The 25,283-nt window shown below is 73.3% G+C and carries 17 protein-coding genes; all 17 read left to right on the plus strand.

The annotated features are described in order from the left end of the window. Positions 1-26 precede the first annotated feature (26 nt). The 17 genes from ACSURM_RS36235 to ACSURM_RS36315 all read left to right on the plus strand — a co-directional run bounded on the left by ACSURM_RS36235 (position 27) and on the right by ACSURM_RS36315 (position 25,249). Entirely contained in the window at positions 27-551 is a 525-nt protein-coding gene (locus tag ACSURM_RS36235; protein WP_030776674.1) for a phage tail protein, read from the plus strand. 39 nt (positions 552-590) lie between these two features. Next, positions 591-1,319 (plus strand): hypothetical protein, encoded by a 729-nt coding sequence (locus tag ACSURM_RS36240; RefSeq protein WP_436960249.1) that lies wholly within the window; start codon positions 591-593, stop codon positions 1,317-1,319. Next, complete coding sequence (locus tag ACSURM_RS36245; protein WP_436960251.1) at positions 1,312-2,061, plus strand: hypothetical protein; 750 nt, start codon at positions 1,312-1,314, stop codon at positions 2,059-2,061. The genes ACSURM_RS36240 and ACSURM_RS36245 overlap by 8 nt, the downstream gene beginning before the upstream one ends. A gap of 124 nt (positions 2,062-2,185) precedes the next feature. Continuing rightward, a complete protein-coding gene (locus tag ACSURM_RS36250; RefSeq protein WP_436960253.1) occupies positions 2,186-3,094 on the plus strand; it encodes a DUF4255 domain-containing protein in 909 nt (302 codons plus the stop codon). Between the two features lie 36 nt (positions 3,095-3,130). Then, positions 3,131-5,110: an ATP-binding protein gene (locus ACSURM_RS36255; RefSeq protein ID WP_436960255.1), complete on the plus strand. Its 1,980-nt coding sequence runs from the start codon at positions 3,131-3,133 to the stop codon at positions 5,108-5,110. Beyond that, the gene (locus ACSURM_RS36260) at positions 5,101-5,385 is read left to right on the plus strand and encodes a hypothetical protein (RefSeq protein WP_289967522.1); all 285 of its coding nucleotides are present in this window, start codon (positions 5,101-5,103) and stop codon (positions 5,383-5,385) included. The genes ACSURM_RS36255 and ACSURM_RS36260 overlap by 10 nt, the downstream gene beginning before the upstream one ends. Beyond that, a complete protein-coding gene (locus ACSURM_RS36265) occupies positions 5,382-12,083 on the plus strand; it encodes an eCIS core domain-containing protein (RefSeq protein ID WP_436960257.1) in 6,702 nt (2,233 codons plus the stop codon). Before ACSURM_RS36260 ends, ACSURM_RS36265 begins: the two co-directional genes overlap by 4 nt. A 13-nt stretch (positions 12,084-12,096) precedes the next feature. Continuing rightward, positions 12,097-12,666 (plus strand): HEAT repeat domain-containing protein, encoded by a 570-nt coding sequence (locus ACSURM_RS36270; RefSeq protein WP_436960259.1) that lies wholly within the window; start codon positions 12,097-12,099, stop codon positions 12,664-12,666. 35 nt (positions 12,667-12,701) lie between these two features. Continuing rightward, entirely contained in the window at positions 12,702-13,388 is a 687-nt protein-coding gene (locus ACSURM_RS36275; protein ID WP_436960261.1) for a hypothetical protein, read from the plus strand. 8 nt (positions 13,389-13,396) lie between these two features. Next, positions 13,397-13,759, plus strand: coding sequence for a hypothetical protein (locus ACSURM_RS36280; RefSeq protein WP_436960263.1), 363 nt, complete (start codon positions 13,397-13,399; stop codon positions 13,757-13,759). Then, complete coding sequence (locus ACSURM_RS36285) at positions 13,752-14,891, plus strand: hypothetical protein (protein WP_436960265.1); 1,140 nt, start codon at positions 13,752-13,754, stop codon at positions 14,889-14,891. Before ACSURM_RS36280 ends, ACSURM_RS36285 begins: the two co-directional genes overlap by 8 nt. Positions 14,892-14,927: 36 nt before the next feature. Then, positions 14,928-15,464, plus strand: coding sequence for a phage baseplate assembly protein V (locus tag ACSURM_RS36290; protein WP_436960267.1), 537 nt, complete (start codon positions 14,928-14,930; stop codon positions 15,462-15,464). 18 nt (positions 15,465-15,482) lie between these two features. Further along, the gene (locus ACSURM_RS36295) at positions 15,483-15,818 is read left to right on the plus strand and encodes a hypothetical protein (protein WP_436960269.1); all 336 of its coding nucleotides are present in this window, start codon (positions 15,483-15,485) and stop codon (positions 15,816-15,818) included. Beyond that, positions 15,815-16,207: a GPW/gp25 family protein gene (locus ACSURM_RS36300; RefSeq protein ID WP_436960270.1), complete on the plus strand. Its 393-nt coding sequence runs from the start codon at positions 15,815-15,817 to the stop codon at positions 16,205-16,207. Before ACSURM_RS36295 ends, ACSURM_RS36300 begins: the two co-directional genes overlap by 4 nt. After that, positions 16,204-19,308 (plus strand): putative baseplate assembly protein, encoded by a 3,105-nt coding sequence (locus ACSURM_RS36305; protein WP_436960272.1) that lies wholly within the window; start codon positions 16,204-16,206, stop codon positions 19,306-19,308. The genes ACSURM_RS36300 and ACSURM_RS36305 overlap by 4 nt, the downstream gene beginning before the upstream one ends. Next, entirely contained in the window at positions 19,305-23,090 is a 3,786-nt protein-coding gene (locus ACSURM_RS36310; protein WP_436960274.1) for a putative baseplate assembly protein, read from the plus strand. Before ACSURM_RS36305 ends, ACSURM_RS36310 begins: the two co-directional genes overlap by 4 nt. Continuing rightward, positions 23,090-25,249 carry a hypothetical protein gene (locus tag ACSURM_RS36315; protein ID WP_436960276.1) on the plus strand — a complete coding sequence of 720 codons (2,160 nt, stop codon included), beginning with the start codon at positions 23,090-23,092 and terminating at the stop codon, positions 25,247-25,249. Before ACSURM_RS36310 ends, ACSURM_RS36315 begins: the two co-directional genes overlap by 1 nt. The last annotated feature ends 34 nt before the right edge of the window (positions 25,250-25,283 follow it).

The following is a 25,283-nucleotide window of genomic DNA, read 5'->3' on the forward strand; positions in this document are numbered from 1 at the left end:
AATTCCGGAAGAGCCGAAGGAATCCGATGGCAGAGTTCACCGTCAACGCCCATCGTTTCGACCCCTACAAGAACTTCAAGTTCCTGGTCCTGTGGGACGGTCGTACGGTCGCCGGCATCAGCAAGATCAGCCCGCTCAAGCGCACCACCGAGGTCGTCAAGCACCGCCACGGCGGCGACCCCAGCTCCCCGCGCAAGTCGCCGGGGCGTTCCGAGTTCGACGGCATCACCCTGGAGCGCGGCGTCACCCACGACCCCGAGTTCGACCGCTGGGCCAACAAGGTCTGGCAGGTCGGCGCGGGCCTCGGCTCGGAGGTCTCCCTCGCCGACTTCCGCAAGGACATCGTCATCCAGGTCCTCAACGAGGCCGGACAGGTCGCCGTCTCGCACAAGCTGTACCGGACCTGGCCCAGCGAGTACCAGGTCCTCGGCGAACTCGACGCCAACGCCAACGCGGTGGCCATCCAGTCGCTGAAACTCGAGTGCGAGGGCTGGGAACGGGACTACGAGGTGCCCGAACCCGAGGAACCCTCCTTCCTCAACCCGGCCTGACGCAAGGCGCGGTGAGACGACAGGATGCGGGGGGAACGGATGGCGGACACCGGGGCGGCCGCGCTGCTGGCCACCTGGGAGGCGGGCCTCACCGAGGCACCCGCCGGGCGCGCCCTGCTGCTGCACGGCACGGCACGCCCGGACCTCGACACCACCGCACTGCCCGCCGTACCGCTCGGCGAGCGCGAGGGCGACCTGCTCACCCTGCGCCGCGCCCTGTTCGGGGAACGGATGCAGGTGCGGCTGGAGTGCCACGCGTGCGGCGCCGACATGGAATTCGAACTGGACGCCGGGGAGTTCGCCCGGTCCCTCGACCGGCCCGCGCGGCAGGTCGTACGGCTGACGGAGGACGGCTGGGACATCGCCTTCCGGCTGCCCGCCGCCGCCGACCTCACGGCCGCCGCCCGCGCCACCGACCCGCGCACCGCGCTGCTCACCCGCTGCCTGGTCACGGCGGCCCACGACGGGACGCCCCGCACCGCCGACTCCCTCCCGCCTCCCGTACAACGGCGGATCGCCGAGGCCGTCGAGGCCGCCGACCCCGGCGCCGACATCACGCTCAACGTCGGCTGCCCCGAGTGCGGCACCACCACCCGGGCCGAACTCGACATCGCCTCCTACCTGTGGACCGAACTCGACGCCTGGGCCAGGGACATGCTCCTCGACGTCCACCTGCTGGCCACCGCCTACGGCTGGAGCGAGCCGGAGATCCTGGCCCTGAGCCCGCTGCGCCGCCGTTACTACCTGGAGCTGTGTGCGGATGTCTGACTCCTCCGTGACCGACCCCTCCCGGGCACCCGACTTCCTCGACCGGCTGATCGCCCGGCACACCGCCACCGCCACCGCACCGGACACGGTCCGGGTACGGCCGCGGCTGCCCGGCCCGTTCGAACGCGTCGAGGCCGTCCGGCCCCGCACCCCGGAGCCGGACTCCGCGGACACCCCGTGGCCGACCACCGCTTTCCCGGCGGCGCCCGAGCCGGACGGCCCCCGGCCCGCCACCGAGATCCACCACCACACCGAACACCGCCGGACCGTCGTCCGCACCGAACCGGCCCTCACCGCGACGGAGTCGGGCCGGGCGGCCCCGGCCGCCACACCCGAGGCACGGCTGCTGCGCCCCGCCGGCCCCCTGACGGCCGGACCGCACCCGGCACCCCGCACCACCGCGCGCGGCACCGGCCGGCCGGACCCCGAGCCGGGCGCGGACCGGACCACGGCGGCCACCCCCACCCCCCTGGCGGCGGGCGGTGCTCCCCCCACCGTCGTGCCCACGGCGGCCCGCCCCAGCGCGGCGGACGCGACGGCGGCCCGGACGGCGGTACGGCAGTCCGCCGGACGCCGCACCGGCCGGGCACCCGAGCAGGTGGTACGCGTGCAGATCGGCCGGCTCGAGGTGACGGCCGCCCAGCCAGCCGCCCGCACCGGCTCCCGGCCGGGCACCCGCCCCGCCGAACGGCCCGGCACGACCCTCAGCCTGGCCGACTACCTGGCCCGGGAGCGCGAGTGACCACCCGCGCCGCCGATGAGCGGGCGGCGGTGCCGGCGGGCAAGAGGGCGCCGGTGCGCGGGGTCGCCGGTGAACACCGGGGCGCGCGTGAGTCGTTCGACGACAGGGACGGGGAGCCGACGTCATGAGCAACGCACTCGCCATCGCCCATGTCAGCCAGGCCCTCGCCCTGCTGATCGAGTCCCACCTCCAGCCGGAGATCGACATGGCCGTCAAGGTGGAGCCGCGCAAGCCGCCCACCGAGCCGCCGGCCGACCCCACCATCTCCGTCTTCCTCTACCAGGTCGCCCCCAACCCCTCCCGGCGCAACGACGACCTGCCCACCCGCGCCCCCGACGGCACCCTGACGCGCCGGGCGCGGGCGGCGCTCGACCTCAACTACGTGATCAGCGCGTACGGCGACGAGACCGAACTCGTCGCCCAACGGCTGCTCGGCTCGGTCGTGCGCACCCTGCACGAGATCCCGGTCCTGCCCAAGGACATCATCGAACTCGCCGGGGAAAAGCCCTACTTGGCGGGCAGCGACCTCGCGGAGACGGCGCAGCGCGTGCGGTTCACACCGAACGTGATGGACATCGACGAGACGTCGAAGCTGTGGGGAATGCTCTACCAGACCCCCTACGCCCTCTCCGTCGTCTACCAGGCATCCCTGATCTTCATCGACGGCCAGGAGACCCCGGTACCGGCCAAGCCGGTCCAGCGGCCGGAGGTACGCGTACTGCCGTTCGGCGCCCCGGGGGCGCCGGTGCCGCCGGGAACGGGTGGCAGCCCGGGGGAGGACCGGGCAGGAGCGACGGACACCCGGCCGGCGGACGGGGACCGGACCGGAACGGAGGAGGCCGCGCCGGCGAAGGCGGCCGGGACCGTGGCGAAAAGCCCGGCGAGGACCACTGCCAAGGCTCCCGCGAAAGCCGCCGCCAAGACGCCCGCCCGCGCCCGCAAGAGCACGCCCAGGACGGCCAAGGCGGCGCGGCCACCCGCACGCGGGACGAAGCGCGACGCGGACGGCACCGAGAACACCGACCACGACTGATCCGGCACGGACGACCCGACGGGGGCAGGTGAACACATGGGAGACGACCAGGAGCCGACGACGGGCGGCGGCACCGCGCTGACCGCCGGGATCAGGCGCGTCCTGGCCCGCGTAGACGCCCACGCCGCCCGCACCGGCCAGGGCCACGCCACCGGGGAGCAGGCCGACCCCGGCACCGCCCCCACCCCCGGGCCCGCCCCGGCCCCCGCCCTCGCCACCCCGCTCGACGCCCTCGTCACCCTCTTCGGACTCACCCCCTTCGAACGCGACCTGGTCCTGCTCACCGCCGCCGACGAACTCGACCCCACCACCGGCGCCCGGTGCGCCGCGGCCGCGGGCGACCCCCGGCGCGCGTACCCCACCTTCTCCCTCGCCCTGGCCGCCCTCGGCGAACCGCACTGGAGCGCCCTCACCCCCGTGGCACCGCTGCGCCGCTGGCGGATCGTGGAACTGGAGGACGAGACCCGGCTGACCGTCTCCCGGATCCGGCTGGACGAACGCGTCCTGCACTTCCTGCTCGACTCGCCCCACCTCGACGCCCGGCTGCACGGCAGACTCCGCCGCACCACCGCACCGGACGCGCTCCCGCCGTCGTACGACCTGGCCGCGAGCCGGCTCGCCGACGGCTGGCGGGAGGACGGCCGGGACCCCGGCGCGCCACCCGTGGTCGAGGTGACCGGCGGCGACCCGCGCAGCCGCGCCGAACTCGCGGCCACCGCGGCCGCCCGCTGCGGCCTCGGGCTCTACGCGATGAGCGCCGAGGACCTGCCGGCCGACCCCGCCGAGCGCGACCGCCTGGCCCGGCTGTGGCAGCGGGAGGCCATCCTGCTGCCCGCCGCCCTGCTGGTGGAAGCCGGCGACCTGGACCGCGAACAGCGCGCGGCCACCGAGGCGTTCCTCGCCGGGGCCGCCGTACCCGTCGTCGTCTCCAGCCAGGACCCGCTGCCCACCGGGCGCCCGCCCGGGACCCGCGTGGCCGTGCCGCGCCTGGACGACGACGAGCGACTCGCCCTCTGGGCCGACGCGTTCACGGGAGTGGCCGACCTGGCCGACGGTGAACTGCGCTCCCTGGTCGCCCAGTTCCACCTGCCACCGCACGTGATCCGCTCCACCGCGGCCGCCGTGGGCCGCCGACTGCCGCACGAGGACGAGGCGCGCGCCGCCGAACTCGCCTGGCGGGCCGGACTGGAGGAGGCCCGCGTCGGCATGGACGAACTGGGCCGCCGGACGGAACCCCGGGCCGGCTGGCACGACCTCGTGCTGCACGACCGCCAGACCGCCGTGCTCCGCGAGATCGTCGCGCACGTGCGCCGGCGGCCGACCGTCCTCCAGGAATGGGGATTCGCCGCCACCCTGCGCCGGGGGCTCGGCGTCACCGCGCTGTTCGCGGGCGGCTCCGGCACGGGCAAGACACTCGCCGCCGAGGTCATCGCCAACGAACTCGGCCTGGACCTGTTCGTCGTGGACCTCTCCCAGGTGGTGAGCAAGTACATCGGCGAGACCGAGAAGAACCTGCGCCGTGTCTTCGACGCCGCCGAACGCGGCGGCGCCCTGCTGCTGTTCGACGAGGCCGACGCCCTGTTCGGCAAGCGCAGCGAGGTCAAGGACAGCCACGACCGGTACGCCAACTTGGAGGTCAGCTATCTGCTGATGCGGATGGAGGCCTACCGGGGCCTCGCCATCCTCACCACCAACATGAAGCAGGCCCTCGACACGGCCTTCCTGCGCCGCATCCGCTTCGTGGTCGACTTCCCCTTCCCGGCCGAGCACGAACGCGCCGAGATCTGGCGCCGCGTGCTGCCGCCGCAGGCCCCGCTCAAGGACATCGACCCGGACCTGCTGGCCCGGCTCACCGTCGCGGGCGGCTCCATCCGGAACATCGCCCTGTCCGGGGCGTTCCTCGCCGCCGAGGAGGGCGACCGGTTGCGGATGCGGCACATGCTCGCCGCCGCCCGCACCGAATACCTCAAGCTGGAGCGCTCACTGACCCCCGCGGAGGTGCGCGGATGGGTGTGAACAGGCGGCCCTCGGCGATCCGCGTGGAGATCGGCGAACTGGTCCTCGACGGCTTCCACGCCGACCCGGCCCGGGTCTCGGCCGCGTTCGAACGCGAACTCGCCCGCCTCGTACGGCAGCACGGCGTGCCGTTGGCGGCGAACGGTGCCGTGACCGTGGAGGCGCTCACCGGCCTGCCGCCGCTGCCCGCCGGACTGTCGGCCCGCCGCCTCGGCCAGGAGCTGGCCCGCGCGGTCCACGACGGGCTCAGCGGCCACGGGGAGGTGACCCCATGACCGCCAGGGCCCAGGACGCGGCAGCCCGGGAGACGGCCGAACAGCGGCGCCGCAGACGCAGGGAACGCGCCGCCAAGTCCCGTACGCCCGAACCGAAGAACATCGTCAGCGGCGCCGGGCAGCCCCTCGACCCCGGCCTGCGCCGGGAGTTGGAGGAGCAGCTCGGCCATGACCTGAGCCGCGTCCGCCTGCACACCGACCGTGACGCCGACCGTCTCACCGAGCTGCTCGGCGCCGACGCCGTGGCCGTCGGCCAGGACATCCTCTTCCGCGCGGGCGCCTTCCGGCCCGGCACCGGCGACGGCCGCCGCCTCCTCGCCCACGAACTGCTGCACTCCGTCCAGAACCCGCACGGCCTGGGCGCCTTGCGCGCGGGACGCGATCCGGGCGCGGTCAGCCTGCCCCAGCAGTCCATCGAACGCGAGGCCGAGTCCGCCGCCCAGGACCTCGTACGCCCCTCGACCGAGCAGACCGCGCCCCAGGTCACCGAGAGCCGGCCCACACCCGGCTGGCTGCGCTACGCCACCGTGCACGCCGACCGCAGCCGGGCCGAGGCCGTCGACCCGGCGACCCTGCTCGACCGGCTCGCCAACTCGGTCGTACGGTCCCTGCGGGGCGACCCGGAGGACCTGTCCCGGCGCACCCGCAAGCAACTCGCCCGCCTGCCCGAGGAGTTGCTCGACGGCGTGCTGGTCCGCCTGGAGAACCGGCTGCTGGCCCCGGAGCACGACCGGGTGCTCGACCTCGTCGAAGAGACCGGGGCATACGACGACCATGCCCAGGACCTGGAGGTCAACGCGCACGACGCGCCCGCGATCGAGCCGGACGTCGCCGAACAGCTGCGCACCGAACGGGAGGAGGCGCTGCGGTCACGGGAACAGCGGCGGGCCGACGCGGAACGGCCGGGCATCGCCCCTGGACCGGAGAAGGAACGGGCCGACGACCAGGGCGCGGCCGGCAGCACCCCCCAGAACGGCGGCACGCCCGAGCACGGGACTACTCCGCAGGGTGGGGAGGCGCCGCACGGGAGGCGGCGGACACCGGGGTCACCAGGGCCGGCGCGGGGCCCGGCACCGGCGGTGGGCACGGCGGGTACGGCGGCGTCCACCGGCGGACAGGAGCAGGACACCCTGCGGGCAGCCCCCGGGGCGGCGCCGGCCGGCGAACGGCGAAGCGACACGGAGACGACACCGACGGCGGGGCGGGAGCAGAGCGGGAAGGCCGGCCCGGACGGCGGGGAGCAGACCGGGGAGACGCGGACTTCCGCCGCGAGCAAGGAGGAGTCCGCGGCGCGGAACCGCCCGGGCGCGGCCGAGGCCGCCGTCGCCGGGCAGCAGTTGCGGCAGCAGGACAAGAGCGGCCAGAAGAAGCCCACCGGTTCGCCGACGGCCTCGGGCCCGGACGTCCGGCTCCCGGGGCCGTTCAGCACCCTCGAGGGCAGACGCAGCCAGGACATCGACGGTCCCGAGGAGAGGACCGAGGAGGACCCCTTCGGCTCCGGCAGCGAGTCCGAGGTCGACGTCGGGGGCGGGGAGCCGAGTGCCTGGGACGTCAGACTCCGGCCCGAGGACTTCCTGCCGGAGCGGGACCTCGACGTGTCCGCCGTACCGACGGCCGACGCGCTCGTCCCGGGCGCGTCCGCGTCGGCGTCGGTCCCGTCCTTCCCCGCCCCGCCGCCGACCAGGGCGGAACAGGTACAGGCCGAGCGGGACGCGGAGGACGCGGAGGAGGCGGAGGACGGCCCGGAGGAGGAGACGGCCGCGACCGGCCCCGGGGACGAACCCGGGACGTCCGCGCCGGAGACCGAGGGCGGTCCGGACCGCGCGGGGTCCTCCGGACCGGCGGTGGCACAGGCCACCGCGGTCCCGCCCGCCCCCGGGACCCGTGACCCCAAGGGCGGAGACGACCCGAAGGCGGGCCCGGTCGCCGCGCAGACCACGGTGCAGCAGGCGCCGGGCCGGGCCGACGGGGCCTCCGAGGGCGGCGGGGCGGCGGGGGAGACGGCCGCGAAGGAGGAACAGGGCACCGCCGCCGCGGGCGACAAGGGAGCCGGCGGCCAGGAGAAGGAGTCCCCGAAGGCGACCGGCGGCCAGTCGGCGCAGAAGGACGCCGAGGCCCGGGAGGCGGGCGCGGAGGCAGGTTCGACCGGGACCGCCGGACGGCCGACAGCGGTCGCGCAGGGCGCCGGGTCCCCGGCATCCGTGCCGGACGCGTCCGCCGCCGTACCCGGCCCGACGGCGCCGGGCACGGTGTCCGAACTTCCCGTGACGCAGGCGCCCGGCGCGGGCGAGGCACCGGCCCCCGAGGCCCGTACGACGCCGGGGCCCCGCGCGGCGGCGGCTCCGCAGCCCGCGCCCACCGCGAAGGCAGCACCGGCACCGGCGAGGACGGCCACGGAATCGCCCGCCGAGCCGGAACCCGCGCCGCGGCCGGCGCCGGAGCCCGAATCGGCCGACGGGCGAGCCTCCCGGGGCGGCAGCGGTGGCGGTGGCGGTGGCGGTGGCGCGGGTGCCGCCCCGGCCCGGTCCAAGGGCAAGAAGGACGGCGCGCCGGTACCCGACCTCTCCGGGGTGTCCCCCGAGGCGGGCCTGGCGACGGCCGCGAAACTCAAGCCGCACAAGGCACTTCAGGCCATGGGCGGGGTCGGCGGCGCGGTGGACCGCTCGGTCGGCGACGAGCACCAGGCCCTGGCCTCCGCGCCCCCCACGATGCAGCGCCCGGCAGGCGCGCCGCAGACGCTGCGGGGCAAACCGACGACGGACGCCCCGGCGGAGTACTCCCAGGACAGGCCCCAGGAAGCCCAGGCTCCCGAGCAGAAGGACGCGGAGGTCACCGGCGCCAAGCAGCCCGAGGGCCAGATCGAGGCGGAGAAGGCCGAGGAGCCCGGCGGGTGGGACACCTTCAAGATGGCCCTCGGCTTCATCGGCGGCAAGATCGTGAACGGTGTCGCGAACCTCCTCGGCGCCGACAAGCCGGTGGTGGATCCACAGGCGCTGGCCGCGAAGTTCGCGGGGCTGCCGACGAAGGACGAGGCCCTCAAGCAGGCCCGGGCGGGCGATGCGCCGGGAGTCGGCATGACCGGGGCGGCGGAGCGGTCGGCCGGCGAGCAGGACGGCCACGTCGACGCCAAGGGCCGGCAGACGATCGACACCGCCCGGGAGGACTCCGGCCGGCGGATGGGCGAGGACCAGGTCTACCCGGACGCGCCCCAGGAGACGATGACCGCCAAGGTCCCCGGAGCACGGGGCGGTCAGGGCGCGGCGGCCGACGGCGGCGGGACGACCGGCGCCGTACCCCCGGAGGCCGCCTCCGAGGTGGCGGAGCACGAGCGGGGCCCGCAGTTCCAGGCGGCGTTCACCGATGGCACGCGGAGCATGTCCGAGGGCCGGCAGGCCAAGGACCGCGACGTCCGCGACGCGCGGGACCGGCACCGGCAGAAGGTCGACGCCGAGATCGCGGCGAACACCGAGTCGCAGGCCGCCGAGCGCGCGAAGGCCATGGGCGAGGTCACCGCCCAGCGGGCGGACTGGCGCAAGGAGCAGGACGAGCAACTCCAGTCCCTCGGCGACAAGAAGAGCGAGCGGCACGACAAGGTCCGCAAGGACGTCGCGGACAAGGAGAAGAAGACCGATGACGACGTCGACAACGAGAAGCAGAACAGCGACAAGAAGATCCAGGACGAGAGCGACAAGGCCGAACGCGAAGCGGACCAGAAGCGCGACGGCGCCGTCCAGGAGTCCGGCAACTGGGTCAGCAAGGCCTTCGACTGGATCAAGCAGAAGGTCATCGACATCAAGAACGCGATCGTCCGGGTCATCCGGGCGGCCCGCGACGCGGTCGTCGGCTTCATCAGGAACTTCAAGGACACGGTCGAGCGCTGGATCAACGAGGCCCGCAAGAGCATCGTCGACGCGATCAAGAACCTCATCAAGGACCTGATCGAGTTCGCGGTGGCGATGGTCCGGGCGGTGATCGAACTCGCCGCGAGGATCCGCAAGTTCGTCACCGACCTGATCTCGGCGGCGATCGCCCTGGTCAACCGGCTCGCCCAGGCGCTGAAGCAGGCCGTCTCCGACCTCCTCGACGCCATCGGCAAGCTGCTCAGCGGCCTTTTGGACATCCTGAGGAAGGCGCTCCAGGCGGCGGTGAAGGCGGTCGTCGAGGCGGTGAAGGCGGTCCTGGAGTTCGCCTCGAAGCTCCTGAGCGCGCTGGGCGCCTGGATGATGATCGCTGTCGACTTCCTCTCCGACCCGGGGGGCTGGCTCGGCGGCGCGAAGAACTCCGCGGTGGACGGCGCGAAGAACCACCTGTTCCGCGAGGTGTCCGCGGCCGTCAAGGCGTGGTTCCAGGAGAAGATCCAGGAGATCATCGGCGTCCCGAAGGCGATCATCGACAAGCTCGTCAAGGGCGGCTTCACCCTCGACCGGATCGTCAAGGAGGCATGGGACGCGGTCGTCCCGCAACTCCCGCTCATCATCGGTGAGTTGGTGATCACCAAGGTCGTCGCGAAGCTCATTCCGGGCGCCGGCTGGGTGATGGCGGTCATCGACGCGATCCGCACCGCCTGGGGTGCCCTCAGTGCCATCCTCAGCTCCCTCGACGCGGTCCTCACCTGGCTCAAGGCCGTCCGCACGGGCGGCGCCGGCATCCTCTTCGCCAAGGCCGTCGCCGCGGGCGTGGTCGCGCTGCTGGAGGTCCTCTACCAGGCCCTTCTCAGCGGGATCGGCAAGTACGTCGCCAAGGTGGGCCGCCGCCTGCGGGGCGTCGCGGCGAACCTCACCAACGACAAGTCCGGCAAGCCGGGGGACCGGGGGCGCCCGGGAGCGGAGGACACGGAGGGCCGGGCCCCGAAGAAGCCGAAGACCGAGGAGCCCACCGGCCGCAAGCCCGCCCCGCCCGCCAGGACACCGGGCGACGCGAAGACACCCCAGACCACGAACGGCCAGCCTGGGCAGCCCGCGTCCAAGGACCGAAACGGCCCCCCGAAGAACCCCACCGAAAAGCCGGACACCAGGCCCACCCCACCGGCGAAGCCGAAACCCCGGCCGGAACCGCGTCCGAGGCCGAAGAACGAGCCGGAGCCAAGACCGAAGAGCCCGGACGGCAAGGCGTCGGCCGAGCCCAGGCCCGGTGACGGGGACACCCTTGGTCCGCGGCGACCGACCGCGGACCCAGGGAGCGGCAGGAGCAAGCCCGCCGACAACGAAAGGCGTGACAGGTCGGAAGGCGAGGGAAAGGGTGATGACCGCCCTGGCAGGTGGAGGACTGAGGGCAAGGGGGGCGACAAGCCGGCCGAGGCGAAGAGAAGAGACAAGGGCGGGAAGGAGTCCAAGGCGAAGCACGAGTCCAAGGGGCCGAGACACAAGCGCGACACGCACGAGGGCCGGAGGTTCACTGAGAAGGGTCCGGACAAGGAGAAGCAGGACAGAAAAGACCAGCGCAAGAAAGACGAAGAGTCGCAGGACACCAAAGATGCGCGACTCCAGAAGATCCTGGCCCGCATCAGGCCGCGTATCAAGGGAACTCTGAAGCGCGGCACCACGGGCGTCCCGTTCCGTATGTTGCTGAGCGGGATGCGCGCTTGGTACCGACTTACCTCGCTGGAAGCGGCGAAGTCAGGGAATCACCGTGACGTCCTGGCGACGCTGAACCCAGCGGGCAGTGCAGGTTCAGCCTATGTGCCTACACCGCAAGAAATTCGCCTCATAATTCGGGAGGCGGTGACAGGAGTACTTCAGATCACGGCCGTGCACAACGCGGCTCAGCGGATCGCTGATGAGGAAGCGTTCCTTGCTGTCGACAGCCGAGCCACGCGTGACATTCCCGTCGAGGAACTTCCCAATATTTCGCATGGAGCGGACTTTCCCGGCGCGGTCACGCACATGTTGGCCAGGGGAGCGAACATTCCTCGTTCGATGATGGCTTACACCATTGGTCGCGAAGATGAAAACGAGCAAGGTAGAAGAAGGAACGTCAGGCAGAGGATCTACGACTGGCACGCGACCCCTCATCCCACCAACTCGGAAGTGAAGGGGGTGACCTCCTATCCGGCTCTGTTCAGAACCCTGAGAAGGGTCTGGCAAACAGTGTCGCGTCGCGCGAGAAAGAAGCTGGACAGGTCTGCTGGCCTGGCCCCGGAGGCAGTCAAGGCGTTGGAGTCGCTCGACCGCAAGGATGCAACAGTTGCTCAAATGATACAGGGATTCCTGGAAACCGGGCTGTGGCCTCAGGATGTGACAAAAAAGGAGCGCGAGAAACTGGGGAGGGTTGTCTATCTGATGTATGTACGAGAGTCCGTGCGCGACCCGGAGAACGTGGCTCTCGCTCCTGTGACCATCGACCTCATCGCGCGCGGACACATGACCTTCCACGAGGCATTCGCCGAGTTCGAGGGCGAGGATGGCACGGTGGAGTCACGGACGCGCACAGGCGGACGAGGCCGCTACCCCGCCTCGATGGAAGGCGCGGCACCCGCTGCCAGGGGCCTGGTGGCGGAGGACAGAAATGAACGCCTGCGGGTGGCCGACCACGGGAGGGAAGAAGCCCGGCGCGAGCTTGAGTGGCGTAAAGTCGACCTGGTGACCCGCTGGCTTGAGGTTCAACTACGCTCCAGGGGAGAAGTCTGGGGCGGTACTCAGGCCGATGTCGTGGAATTCATCAGAAAGTTCATCGTCGAGCACCATGGTCTGGTTGAGTAAGGGAAGGGCTTCCATGTCGAACGCCACGCGTATTGTCCTGAAGCGCGACGTGAGCAGGGATCAAGTGGGCTATGTCGCTTACGATGCGAAGTGGCGTATCCATTCGGTCACCCGTGAGAGCGAGTCACCGCAGCGCCAGGTCTGGATCACGAAGACTGGTGACACGGTCATCACCTTTCTTGAGGATCCCTATCTTGGGCTCCGCTACGTAGTTGTCCAGGGTGCGCAGGTCTCCGAAGTCGTTCACCTCCTTCGGGCCTCGCTTCCTTGCTGGACCAGCGAAGAGGCCCTCGATTTTCTTCGGCAATCCTCACATTCGGATGAGAAGATTCACGCCGTCTACCTTGTTGCGGCTACCGCTCCTGGTGATGAAGACCCGCAAGTTGCCGCGACCTTGCGGAATGTCGCTCGCGAAGAAGACCCAGAGGTGCGTCTGGCTCTCCTCGTCGGTATGGGCTACTTGGCGGAGTGGGCGACCGTGCGGTCCATCGCGAACTCCCTTGTGCTGAACGACCCGAATGATGAAGTCCGACGTAGTGCAGCACTTCTGCTGGAGGGGCTGGACCAGCCGAATGTGAACTGAAACGCCAGCCGCCAGGGCAGAAAGGAGGGCCGCTCATGACCCGCTACCCCGACACCCCCAAACCCATCCGCTCCGGCCTCGTCGTGGTCGACCCCGATCACGGCACCCCCCAACGCGTCATCGTCCTCCAGTTCAACCCCGACACCCTGGAGCGCGGCATCGCGCCCCAGTCCGCTGGGGACGGTGGGGACGCCGGTGGTGGGGGGACCGGGAGTGGGGACCGGAACGAGGCGTTGCGGTTGAAGGGGCCCGCGCAGGAGACGTGGAAGTTCACCGCCGAGATCGACGCCACCGACCAGCTGGAGATCGCCGCGCCGGACGGGATCCATCCGCAGCTCGCCGTGCTGGAGATGCTGGTGCAGCCGACCACCGCGCAATTACGCGCCGCGACCAGGCTGGCGCAGCGGGGCAGCATCGAGATCAGCCCGATCGAGATGCCGTTGACGCTGTTCACCTGGGGGAGCAAGCGGGTGCTGCCGGTGCGGCTCACCGAACTGTCCGTCAACGAATCGGCGTTCGACGTGCACCTCAACCCGATCCGCGCCTCGCTCAGCATCGGGATGAAGATCCTGACCGTCAGCGACCTGCCGGCCGGACACAGGGGCGCCGACCTGTACATGGCCCACCTGGCGCAGAAGGAGCGGCTCGCGGCCGCCGCGCGCGGTGGCGGCCTCGGCACGCCGGGCCTCGGCGGAGCCGACCTCCTGACCGGAAGGGGATGAGGGGCGACATGGCGGAGACCGAGCCGTACGAGAGCGCGCTGGACTCGATCCCGGGCGCCCACCCCTACCCGCGCACCAGCCGGTACCACGACGCCGAGATCGGTGTGCACCGGCGCGCCGACGGCACGGAAGTCCGGTACACCAAACGGCGATTGCTGCCGCCGCTGGACGAGGAGACCGAACCGCACGTCGTCGGTGCCGGTGAGCGGCCCGACCTCCTCGGGCAGCGGTTCCTCGGCGACCCCGGCCAGTGGTGGCGGATCGCCGACGCCAACCCCGTACTGGACCCCAGGGAGTTGACGGACGAACCGGGACGGGTCATCGGCATCCCGCTGGCCGGCGGGTTCCCGCGGGGAGAGCAGCGTGTCTGAACAGCCCGTGGGGCACGGCCCCGTCCACATCCAGCTCCTCATGGGCCCCAAGCTCGCCCGCCCGGTCCCCCTGGAGGTCGCCGAGGCACTGCTGTCCGCCCAGATCACGACCACGGCGGGGGAGCGAAGCGGATTCCAGTTCGCCTTCGACCTCACGAAGAACGGGCTCCTCAGCAGACGGCTGCTGCCCGAGGGCTTCTTCGACCCGAAGACCCGCGTCGTCCTCACCGTCAGCGTCCGCGGCACCCCCGAAGTGCTCTTCGACGGGCTGATCGTCCGCCAGGAGGTCGGCGCCAGCAACCTCCCCGGCCACTCTACCCTGACCGTCACAGGCGAGGACCTGACGCTCCTCATGGACCTGGAGGAACGCACCGCCCGCTACCCCAACCTGCCGCCGTCCCAGCGGGTGCTGGCGATCCTGCGCCGGTACTCCGACTACGGCATCCGCCCCGACGTCTACCAGGAGAAGATCGCCCAGCCCCCGCACCAGGACCTCCGCGTCCACTACCAGACCGGCACCGACCTGCAATACATCACCGAACTGGCCCGCGCCAACGGCTACACCTTCTACCTGGAGCCCGGTCCCGCCCCCGGCTACTCCTCGGCACGCTGGGGCCCCGAGGTGCGCATCGGACTGCGCCAGCACGCCCTCAACGTCAACATGGACGCCCTGTCCACCGTGGACCAGCTGACCTTCGCCTACGACGGCACCGCCCGCGAGGAGCCCCAGGCGCGCTGGCAGGACCCCGGCACCCGCCAGTCCACCCTGCTGCCCCAGCCGCCGGTCAGCCCCCTGCGCCCGCCGCTCGGCCGCCGGCCCACCCCCGCGCTCAAACGCAAGACCCTCTCCGGCACCGCCAAGCAGCAGCGCGAGCAGGCCGAGGCCGAACTCCTCGCCCGCGCCGCCGTCTCCGCCGACGTCATCTCCGGCTCCGGCTCGCTCGACGTCAGCCGGCACGGCTACCTCCTCCAGCCACGCCGGCTCGTCGGCGTCCGCGGCGCCGGACGCGCGTACGACGGCGACTACTTCGTCAAGTCCGTCACCCACAACCTCCGCCCGGGCTCCTTCCAGCAGAACTTCACCCTCTCCCGGGAGGGCCTGGAAGCGCGCGGCGACACCGTCCGGCCGTGACCCACCCGACCCACCGACGAGGAGAGCACCCCGACCATGGCGGCACCCAGCAATCGCTACCTCGGCAAGTTCCGCGGCCGGGTGGTCAGCAACGACGACCCGTTGCGGCTCGGCCGGATCACGGCCGAGGTCCCGGACGTCCTCGGGGACGAGCCGTCCACCTGGGCGCTGCCCTGCCTGCCGTTCACCGGGCCCGAGTCCGGGCAGTTCGCGGTGCCGCCACCCGGCGCCGGCGTCTGGATGGAGTTCGAACAGGGAGACCCCAGCTTCCCGGTGTGGACCGGGTGCTGGTACGGCGACGCGAGCGAACTGCCGCCCGACGCCCGGCGCGAGCTGCGGGCCGGCGCGGCGAGCAAACCCGTCGTCGTACAGACCCCGGGGGACCACAAGATCGTCCTCAACGACACGGCCGGCACCGAACAGGGGATCCTCCTGCAGGCCCAGGGCGGCGCCTACATCCGCATCACCAAGGAAGCCGTGGTCATCGCCACCGGAGCAGGAGCCGAGATCACCCTGCGCGGCCGGGAAGTCACCATCAACCAGGGCCAGTTGACCGCACAGTCCAAGCGATAGACAAACGGGGGAAGAGAGTTGTCCGGGAGTCTGCTCCACGCGGGCGCCGTGATCGGCTGCCCGCACGGCGGCCGAGCCGCACCCGCCACCGCACCCTCCGGCGGCGTCCGCGTCGACGGCGTCACCGTGGCCACGACCGCCCACGCCTACGTCGTCACCGGCTGCCCGCACACCGTGGAGGGCGTGCCCTCGCCGTGCGTGTCCGTCCGCTGGACCGCCGCCGACACCGGCGTCACGGCCGACGGCGCCCCCGTGCTGCTCGACACCTGTGCCGCCCAGTGCCTCAGCGCGGCCCTCGTCCCGCAGGGACCACCCGTCGTCCAGGCCGCGCAGCGAAAGGTCACCGTCCGATGAGACCGCCGAGCCGACACACCCGCCCGCGCAGCGACATCGCGTTCCCGTTCCACGCCGACCGCCGCGGCCGCACCGCGCACGCCCGCCCCGCCGAACACGTCCACGACCTCATCGAACAGCTGCTGTTCACCAGCCCCGGCGAGCGCGTCATGCGCCCCGACTTCGGCTGCGGACTGCTCGACCTGGTCTTCGCGCCGATCGGCCCCGAACTGGTCAGCACCCTCGAACTCTCCGTCCAGGCAGCCCTCCAGCGCTGGCTGGGCGACCTGATCGAGGTCGTCTCCCTCGACATCGCCGCCGCCGACGACACCGTACGCGTCCAACTGTCCTACCTGGTCCGGTCCACGGGCACCGTCCAGGAGGACCTCTTCGAGGGGAGGGCGGCATGAGCGCGGGAGCCACCCGGCGGGCCAAGGTGCGCGCCGCCCACCTCAACGGGATCGACGCCGTCGAGGTGAGCGACGACGGGCTGCTGCTCACCGTCACCTTCCTCGGCAAGGCGCCCAGCGGCCTCGGCCCGGAGAACGTCCGCATCGACGGCGGACGGCGCGTCACCGGCCTCACCGCCGTGGACCTCGGCGTCGAACGCGAGGAGGACCCCGAACTGGACGACCGGCTCCACGTCACCCTCGACCGGGCCGGCGACACCTCCCGCTACCGGCTGTCGCTGGTGGAGGCCGACCCCTACGGCAGGCCCGGTACCGAGCCGTACCACGGCTTCGACCAGCGCTACTCCGGCGCGGAGTTCCGCTTCTGGCCCGACTGCCCGAGCCCCTTCGGCCGCGCGGACGCGGGCGAGGACGACACCGCCCTCCCGGCCGCCCCCGTGATCGACTACACGGCCCGCGACTACGACTCCCTCCGCAAGCTCCTGCTCGACCGGCTCGCGCTGACCACCCCCGACTGGGCCGAGCGCAACCCGGCCGACCTGGGCACCACCCTGGTGGAACTGCTCGCCTACACCGGCGACCAGATCAGCTACCAGCAGGACGCCGTCGCCACCGAGGCATACCTCGACACCGCCCGCCGCCGCGTCTCCGTACGCCGGCACGTCCGGCTCATCGACTACCCGATGCACGACGGCTGCAACGCCCGCACCTACGTGACCGTCCAGACCGCCGCCGACCGCACCCTGGCGCCCGGCACCTACCGCTTCGCCGCGGTCGACGTACGCGCCCTCGACCCGCACGACCGCCCCGGACCCGGCACGGTCATCGACGACAACGACCTCGGCGACCTGGACGAGCGCGGCTCCGTGGAGGTATTCGAACCCGTCCTCGCCGCCGAGCCGCTGGAACTGCGGGTCGCGCACAACGCGATCCGGTTGTGGACCTGGGACGGCGAGGTCTGCGCGCTGCCCGTGGGAGCCACCGCCGCCACCCTGCGCGACGAGTGGACGGACCCCGCGACCCGCCGGGAGCGCGGGCTCGCCCTGCAACCGGGCGACGTGCTGATCCTGGAGGAGGTCAAGGGCCCGCGCACCGGCACCCCGGGCGACGCCGACCCCGCCCACCGGCAGGCCGTCCGCCTCACCTCCGTCACCCCCGGCCTGGACCGCGTCGAGGACCAGCCGGTGCTGGAGGTCACCTGGGCCGCCGAGGACGCCCTGCGCGTCCCGTTCCGCCTGACCACCCGGGGCGGACGCGACTGCCTGCCCGTCGAGGACGTGACCCTCGCCCGCGGCAACGCCGTCCTCGTGGACCACGGCCGCTCCGGCACCGCGGAGACGGTCACCGTGCCGCCGGCCCCGGCCGTCGTGGCGCCCTGCGGCCCGCCCGGCCACGGCTGCGAGGAGCCGGCGTGGGGCAACGCGCCGGCACGGCTCATCACCTCGCTGACGGACCGCGCCGAAAGCGGCCGGGCACTGCGCCCCGACGACGTCCGCGAACTGTTCGACGTCGTGGGGGAGCGGGCCGTCACCCGCGCCGGAATCGGCCTGGCGGGGGCCGGACAGCGCCACGAGCACGTGGTGCCCGGAACGGCGCACGCGCAGGCCGCGGCCCTGCGGACGCTGCTCGCCCAGAGCGTCTATCCAGGCATCCGGCCGCGTTTCCGCCCCGTCCTCGGCCACGCCCCCGTCACCCAGGCCGTACCGTTCCCCGACCCGGCGGCGGTCGCCGCCGCACAAGCGGAGCGGATCGCCGCGATCCCGGACCGGGTCCGGCAGCGGCTGATCGAGCTGTGGCGCAGCGCCCGCGACGCCGACGGACTCGCCGAGGACGAGATCACCGAACTCGCCGTGCTCTTCGGCCTGAAGCTGCTGGAACGGCTGGAACTGCGCCGGCACCCCGTCCGCGCCCTGCGCGAACTGCTGCACCGCCGTGACGAGTTGCTCCACGCCAAACGGCGGCGCATCGACGTCCTCACCGCGCGGGCCCGCGCCGGCACCGTCCTCGACGCCCACATCGCCTGGGAGATCGCGCACAGCTGGGGCCCGGCGTACGCCACCGGACTCCACCCCGACGAGCCGGTGCTGCGCGGCCCGGCCCGGGCCGCGCTCGCCCAGGACCCGCGCCGCGCCCTGCCCGCCGTACGCCTCACCGACGGCGAGACGGTGTGGGAGCCGCGCCGGGACCTGCTCGACAGCGCGCCCCGCGACCGGCACTTCGTCGGCGAACCGGAGGACGACGGACGGCTCGCCCTGCGCTTCGGCGACGGACGGCACGGCGCCGGTCCGGCCCCCGGAACACGCCTGACGGCGCGCTACCGCCTCGGCGGCGGCAGCGCGGGCAACGTGGGCGCCGAGGCCATCAACCATCTCGTCGTGACGGCGGGCGAGCCCGGCGAGCCGGTACCCGCCGCCACCGTCCGCAACCCGCTGCCGGCCACCGGCGGCACCGAACCCGAACCCGTGGAACAGGTACGCCAGTTGGCCCCGCTGGAGCTGCGCCGCACCCGGCTGCGCGCCGTCACCGCCGCCGACTACGCGGCACTCGCCTCCGCTGTGCCCGGCGTCCAGCGGGCCGCCGCCGACCTCCGCTGGACCGGCAGCACACAGGAGGCCCACATCGCCGTCGACGCGTACGGCGGCACCCCGTCGCCGCGCCTGCTCGACACGGTGACCCAGGCCCTGGAGACGTACCGGCGCATCGGTCACGACCTGGTGGTCGGCCCCGCCCGGCTGGTGCCGGTGGACATCGCGCTGCGGGTGTGCGCGCTGCCCGGTCACCAGCACGGGCGGATCCTGGCCGACCTGTACCGCGTCCTCGGCCGCGGCCGGCTGCCCGGCGGCCGGCTCGGCTTCTTGCACCCCGACGCCCTGACCTTCGGCGAACCCGTACGGCTCAGCCGCCTGGTCGCCGTCGCCGCGGCCGTCCCCGGCGTGGAGAGCGTCGAAGTGACCCGGCTGCGGCGGCTGTTCGAGCCGGACCGGGGAGAGCGGGCGGACGGCCTGCTGCGCCTCGGCCCACTGGAGATCGCCACCTGCGACAACGACCCCGACCGGCCCGAACAGGGCCGGCTGGAGATCACCCTGGGAGGAGCCCGATGAACCGGCCCTGTCCCTGCGGCGGCGCATGCGGCGGCCACGACGAGCGCCTCGCCCCCGCCCCCCTCCACAACCCGCCGGGCCGCACCGCCCTCGACTACCGCGTCGACGAGTACGGCACCTTCCTCGCCGCCCTCCTCGACCGGCTCGCCTCACCCGCGTACCCGGCCCTCGCCCGGCTCACCGTACGCACCCCCGACGACCCGGCCGTGGGACTCCTCGACGCCGCCGCCGTCCTCGGCGACCTGCTGACCTTCCACTCCGAGCGGATCGCCGACGAGGCCTACCTCCGCACCGCCCGCGACCACCGCTCCCTGGTCCTGCTGGGCCGGCTCGTCGGGCACCGGCCGCGCCCCGGACTGGCCGCCACCACCCATCTGGCGTACACCCTCGAACGCGACCCGCGCGCCGAGACCCTGCCGGTGCCGGTCCCGCGCGGGGCCCGCAGCCACAGCGTGCCCGCCTCCGCCGACGAGCGGTCGCTGACCTTCGAGACCTCCCGGGACCTCACCGCCCGCTGGGACTGGAACGAACTGACGGTACGGCGCCGCAGGCCCTCCCTCCTCACCCCCGACGACCTCGCCCGCCGCTCCGAACTCTTCGTGGAGGGCACGGCCAACTCCCTGCGGACCGGCGACAAGCTCCTCTTCGTCTTCGGCGAACAGGCGGGCGGAGAACGGAAGTTGATCACGATCGCCGGCGTCCGCGCCGACCCCGGGGAGGAGATCACCGCACTCACCCTGGCCCAGTCGGCCCCGCCCACGCTCAAGGAGCTGGTGGCGGAGGTGCGACGCTGGACCGCCGAGCCGGCCGCCCCGGGCGAACCCGGCGACGAGCCGCCGACCCCGGACGTCCCCAACCCGCGCCCGGTCAGCCGCCTGATCGAGGACTTCGACGACCAGATCCTCGCCCCCCTGCGCACCGACCTGGACACCATCGACACCCCGGAGCGGCTCGCCACCCGCCTGGGCGAGCCGGTGGCCCGCCTGCGCGAGGCCGCGGTCCTGGCGGAGCCGTACGAGGACGTCGCGGCGTGGTGCGAACAGTTGGCGGCGGTCCTCGCGGAACTGGCCGGCCGGGCGCTGGCGCAGGCCCCCGCCCGGCCCGCCGACCCCGCCGCGGGCACTCCCGCCGCGCAGGGCGACGCCACCCCGAGGACCCGGGCGGGCCTCCACGCCACCGCACGGCACGAGGCCCGGCCCGATCCCCGTGAAGCCGCCCTCCAAGCCCTGAACACGGTCCTCCCCGCCCTGCGCGCCGCCGCCCCCGAGCCCCGGCAGGAGACCCGCACCCGCCGTCCCGGCACCGACACCGCCCGCCTGCTGAGCGCCCTCGACCCAGGGCTGGCCGGCCTCTACCCGGCCTGGCGCACCGCCACCGCCCCGGCCACCGGCCCACTGCTGCGCACCCTCCTCGCGATGCGCGTCACCGCCGCCCCCTTCGGCGCGACCGCCCCCCTCAAACCGGTCCAGGACGCCCGCGGCCGCGTCATCCGCACCGCCGACTGGCCGCTGACCGGCGCCGCGCTGGCGAGCATGCGCGTGGTGTACGACCCCGCGGGCCGGACGCCGGTCCGCGCCGAGTTCCAGTACGTCGAGGGCAGCGGCTCCGACCAGCGCGCCGAGAACCTGCCCGTCACCCGGCCGGTCACCTTCACCCTGGGACCCGGCCAGGTCGACCTGTCCACCCAGGCGGTCCGCGACCACGAGCCGATCCGTCCGGCCGCAGACAGCGAACCCGGGGTCACCGCACGCCTCCACGCCGGCCTGCCCGAGAGCAGCCTGTTCGTCTCCCGGCCCGAGGACGACGGCACCGTACACATCGCCGTGACCGGCGGCACCAGCGAGCAATTCTCCTTGGAGCCCGGCGGCAGCAGGCAGTTCCCCCACGGCGCGTACCGGGTGAGCGTCACCTACACGGTCGGCGGCACCGCACCGAACGTCGAGATCGTCATCGCGAGCAGACCCGCCCCCCTCAACCGCCGCATCCTGCGACTGGACAGCGTCCACGACGCCGTCACCGTCGGCAGCTGGGTGGCGATCGAGCGCCCGGCCAAGGGCACGAGCGTCCCCGGCGACGCCTCGCTCGCCTTCGTCACCACCCAGGTGGTGGCCGCCCGGACGGCGGCGTACTCCGACTACGGCATCACCGGCCGCGGCACCGAACTCACCCTGGCCGACCCCTGGCTGGACGAGGCCGACGTCCTGCTCTCCCACATCCGCGACACCACCGTGCACGCGGCCGGCGAGCCGCTGCGCCCGGCCGACGAGCCGCTCGGCGAGGACGTACACGGCAACGAGATCGAACTCGCCGAGCTCTACGACGGGTTGCGGCCCGGCCGCACCCTCGTCGTCAGCGGCGAACGCACCGACGTACCCGGCGCGAGCGGGGTCACGGCGAGCGAGGTGGTCACCCTCGCCGCCGCCGACCCGGCCATCGACCCCCACCTCCCCGGTGACCACGTCCACACCCACCTCACCCTGACCACGAACCTGGTCCACCGCTACGACCGGGCGAGCGTGCGCGTCCTCGGCAACGTCGTCGAGGCCACCCACGGCGAGAGCCGCGAGGAGGCCCTCGGCAGCGGCGACTCCGATCGCGCCAACCAGACCTTCGCCCTCTGGCAGTCCCCGCTGACCTGGCTCGCCGCCGACAACCCGCCCGGCGCCACCCCGGTCCTGGAGATCCGCGTGGACGGCCTGCTCTGGCACGAGGTCGACAGCCTCGCCGGACGCGGCCCCACCGACCGCGTCTACATCACCGGCACCGCCGCCGACGGCCGCACCACCGTCACCTTCGGCGACGGCGTCCACGGCGCCCGGCTGCCCAGCGGACACGAGAACGTACGCGCCCGCTACCGCTTCGGCACCGGCAAGGCCGCCGACGTCCCCGCCGAACGGATCACCCAGCCGCTCACCCGCCCACTCGGCGTCACCGCGGTCACCAACCCGCTCCCGGCGACCGGCGGTTCGGACGCGGACGGGCCGGGCCTGACCCGTCGCACGATCCCGCTCGCCGTCTCCGCCCTGGACCGGCTGGTCTCCCCGGCCGACTACGCGGACTTCGCCCGCTCCCGGGCCGGCATCGGCCGGGCCGCCGCCCGCGAACTGTTCGACGGACGGCGGCGCGTGCTCCACGTGACGGTCGCCGGCACCGACGACGTGCCCCTCGCCGACGACAACCTCCGGCCGCTGCGCCGCGCCCTGACCGAGTACGGCGACCCCGGCCTGCCGGTCCGGGTCGACGCCCGCGAACTCGTCCTGCTGCTCATCGCCGCCAAGGTGAAACTCGCCCCGGACCACACCTGGGAGACCGTCGAACCCCGGCTGCGCCAGGCCCTGCTGCGCCGCCTCGGCTACGAGGGGCGGGAACTCGGCCGGCCCGCCCGCCTGACCGAAGTGCTCGCCACCGCCCACTCCGTGCCCGGCGTCGACCACATGGACGTGGACGTCTTCACGGGCGTGCCCGCCTCCGCCACCCCGGACCGGCTCACCGCCCTGCTCGCCGGCCCCGGCATCCCCCGGCCCACGGTCCCCGCGCACCCGGCCGCCTACGACGAGCGGACCTACACGGTCCGCGCCGCCGACGGCGAGACCCTGACGTCGGTCTGCGCCCGCCACGGCATCCCGCTCGGCCGGCTGCTGCGCCTCAACCCGGACATCACCGACACCCGGCGCCTGCCCAAGGACCGGACGGTGGTCGTCTTCCGCGGCATCCGCCCGGCCCAGCTCGCCATGCTGTCGGCGCGGGCCGCGGACACCCTGATCCTGACGGAGGTCAAGTGATGTCCCCCGACGCCGAACCGCGCACGCCGGCCGACCGGCACCCCGACGGACTCGCCGAACTGCTGCCCCGCCGGCACCGGTCGCGCGACGCGGAGGAGGGCGAACCGCTGCGGGCCCTGCTCGCCGTCATCGGCGAGCAACTGGACCGGGTCCGCGACGGCGTGCACCAGGGCTACGAGGACCTGTTCGTGGAGACCGCCGCCCCCTGGGTGCTGCCCTACCTCGGCGACCTCGTCGGCTACCGCACCCTGCCCGGCTACGAGCACGTCCTGACCACCGGGCTGCACGACGGTGGCCGGGCGGCGCTCGCCGAGGCCGTCGCCCCCCGCCGGGACGTGGCCGCCACGGTCGCCCAACGGCGCCGCAAGGGCACCCTGCACCTGCTGGAGGAACTCTCCGACCGGGTCGCCGACTGGCCCGCCCGCGCCGTCGAACTGTCCCGGCACGTGGCCCACACCCAGCCGGTCAGACTCCACGGCACCGGCCGGCGCACCGAACGCGGCCGGCTGCTCGACCTCAGGGACGGCTCGGCACTCGCCACCGCGGGCGGCCCCTTCGACACGACGTCCCGCACCGTCGACGTACGCCGCGCCGACTCGACGCGGACACAAGGAGGGTGGACACCGGCCGGGGTCGGCCTCTTCGTCTGGCGGCTCAAACCGTACGCGCTCACCACATCACCGGCCTACTGCGTCGACCGCGCCCGCAACCTCTACACCTTCTCCATCCTCGGCAACGACACCCCGCTGCTCACCCGCCCGGTACCCGAACCCTCGCCCGCGCACATCGCCGCCGTGGACAACGTGCCCGCGTTCATCACCCGCCGGCTGCTGCACGACCGGCTCGCCGACTACTACGGCCCCGGCAAGAGCCTGTGCATCCGGCGCGACGGCGAGGACCGGCCCGTACCGCCGGCGGACATCGTCGTCGCCGACCTGTCCGACTGGCGCTACCGGCCCGGGCGCGGGCAGATCGCCGTCGACCCGGAGCTCGGCCGGATGGCGTTCGGCGCCCGCCGCGCGCCCCGCCAGGGCGTCTGGGTCGACTACCACCACGCCTTCGCCGCCGACATGGGCGGCGGCCAGTACCCGCGCCCCGACCGCGGCGCCCGCCCCGACGCCGACCTCTACCGGGTCGGTCCCGGCGGGCCGTACCGGCGGATCATGGACGCCTACCGGGCCTGGCAGAACCACCGCGGCCCCGGCCGGACCGGCATCATCGAGATCACCCACAGCGGCGCCTACCAGGAACAACTGGACTTCGACCTCGACCCCGGCGACCGCCTCGAACTGCGCGCCGCCGAGGGCACCCGGCCGGTGATCCGGCTCCTCGACTGGTACAGCAACCGCCCCGACGCCCTCAACATCCGCGCCGTGGACGCCGACTGCGCCCCGCACGAACGGCCGCGCATCGTCCTGGACGGGCTCCTCGTCGCCGGGCGCGGCATCAACGTCACCGGCCCCGTCGGCGCCGTCGTCGTCCGGCACTCCACGCTCGTGCCCGGATGGTCGCTGGAGCCCGAGTGCGCGCCGCACTCGCCCGACGAACCCAGCGTCGTCCTGGAACGCACCACCGCCTGCCTCCGGATCGAGCACAGCGTCCTCGGCACCATCGAGGTCATCGGCGACGAGGTGAGCCAGGACCCCCTCCACATCCAGCTGAACGACAGCGTCCTGGACGCCACCGGCGACGACCGCGCGGCCCTGTCCGCCCCCGACTGCCGCCACGCGCACGCCGTGCTGCACCTGCGCCGCACCACCGTCATCGGGGAAGTGCACACGCACGCCGTCGAGTTCGCCGAGAACTCCGTGTTCACCGGCCGACTGCACGTGGCCCGGCGCGGCATCGGCGGGCTGCGCCACTGCTATGTGCCGCCCGGCTCGCGCACCCCGCGCCGCCATCGCTGCCAGCCCGACCTCGTCGGCGCCGAACAGGCGGAGTCCGTAAGGCCGTTGTTCGTGTCCACCCGCTACGGGACGCCGTGGTACGGCCAGTTGGCCGACCAAGGCCCCGAACAGATCCGGCGCGGCGCCGACGACGGAGGTGAACTCGGCGCGTTCCACGACCTGTACCGCCCCCAGCGGGAGGACGCGCTCAGGGCGCGGCTCGCCGAGTACACCCCCGCGATCGCGGACGCCGGGATCTTCTTCGTGACGTGAGCGGTGCCGCCGTACGACCCACCCGCAGACTTCC

The sequence above is a fragment of the Streptomyces sp. SudanB182_2057 genome, from assembly GCF_964272715.1.
GTDB classification, from domain to species: Bacteria; Actinomycetota; Actinomycetes; order Streptomycetales; family Streptomycetaceae; genus Streptomyces; species Streptomyces rubradiris.

What these genes read in the sequence shown, in the direction of transcription:
- ACSURM_RS36235 (WP_030776674.1), top strand. Translation starts at nt 27, where the DNA reads ATGGCAGAGTTCACCGTCAACGCCCATCGTTTCGACCCCTACAAGAAC.
- ACSURM_RS36240 (WP_436960249.1), top strand. Translation starts at nt 591, where the DNA reads ATGGCGGACACCGGGGCGGCCGCGCTGCTGGCCACCTGGGAGGCGGGC.
- ACSURM_RS36245 (WP_436960251.1), top strand. Translation starts at nt 1,312, where the DNA reads ATGTCTGACTCCTCCGTGACCGACCCCTCCCGGGCACCCGACTTCCTC.
- ACSURM_RS36250 (WP_436960253.1), top strand. Translation starts at nt 2,186, where the DNA reads ATGAGCAACGCACTCGCCATCGCCCATGTCAGCCAGGCCCTCGCCCTG.
- ACSURM_RS36255 (WP_436960255.1), top strand. Translation starts at nt 3,131, where the DNA reads ATGGGAGACGACCAGGAGCCGACGACGGGCGGCGGCACCGCGCTGACC.
- ACSURM_RS36260 (WP_289967522.1), top strand. Translation starts at nt 5,101, where the DNA reads ATGGGTGTGAACAGGCGGCCCTCGGCGATCCGCGTGGAGATCGGCGAA.
- ACSURM_RS36265 (WP_436960257.1), top strand. Translation starts at nt 5,382, where the DNA reads ATGACCGCCAGGGCCCAGGACGCGGCAGCCCGGGAGACGGCCGAACAG.
- ACSURM_RS36270 (WP_436960259.1), top strand. Translation starts at nt 12,097, where the DNA reads ATGTCGAACGCCACGCGTATTGTCCTGAAGCGCGACGTGAGCAGGGAT.
- ACSURM_RS36275 (WP_436960261.1), top strand. Translation starts at nt 12,702, where the DNA reads ATGACCCGCTACCCCGACACCCCCAAACCCATCCGCTCCGGCCTCGTC.
- ACSURM_RS36280 (WP_436960263.1), top strand. Translation starts at nt 13,397, where the DNA reads ATGGCGGAGACCGAGCCGTACGAGAGCGCGCTGGACTCGATCCCGGGC.
- ACSURM_RS36290 (WP_436960267.1), top strand. Translation starts at nt 14,928, where the DNA reads ATGGCGGCACCCAGCAATCGCTACCTCGGCAAGTTCCGCGGCCGGGTG.
- ACSURM_RS36300 (WP_436960270.1), top strand. Translation starts at nt 15,815, where the DNA reads ATGAGACCGCCGAGCCGACACACCCGCCCGCGCAGCGACATCGCGTTC.
- ACSURM_RS36305 (WP_436960272.1), top strand. Translation starts at nt 16,204, where the DNA reads ATGAGCGCGGGAGCCACCCGGCGGGCCAAGGTGCGCGCCGCCCACCTC.
- ACSURM_RS36310 (WP_436960274.1), top strand. Translation starts at nt 19,305, where the DNA reads ATGAACCGGCCCTGTCCCTGCGGCGGCGCATGCGGCGGCCACGACGAG.
- ACSURM_RS36315 (WP_436960276.1), top strand. Translation starts at nt 23,090, where the DNA reads ATGTCCCCCGACGCCGAACCGCGCACGCCGGCCGACCGGCACCCCGAC.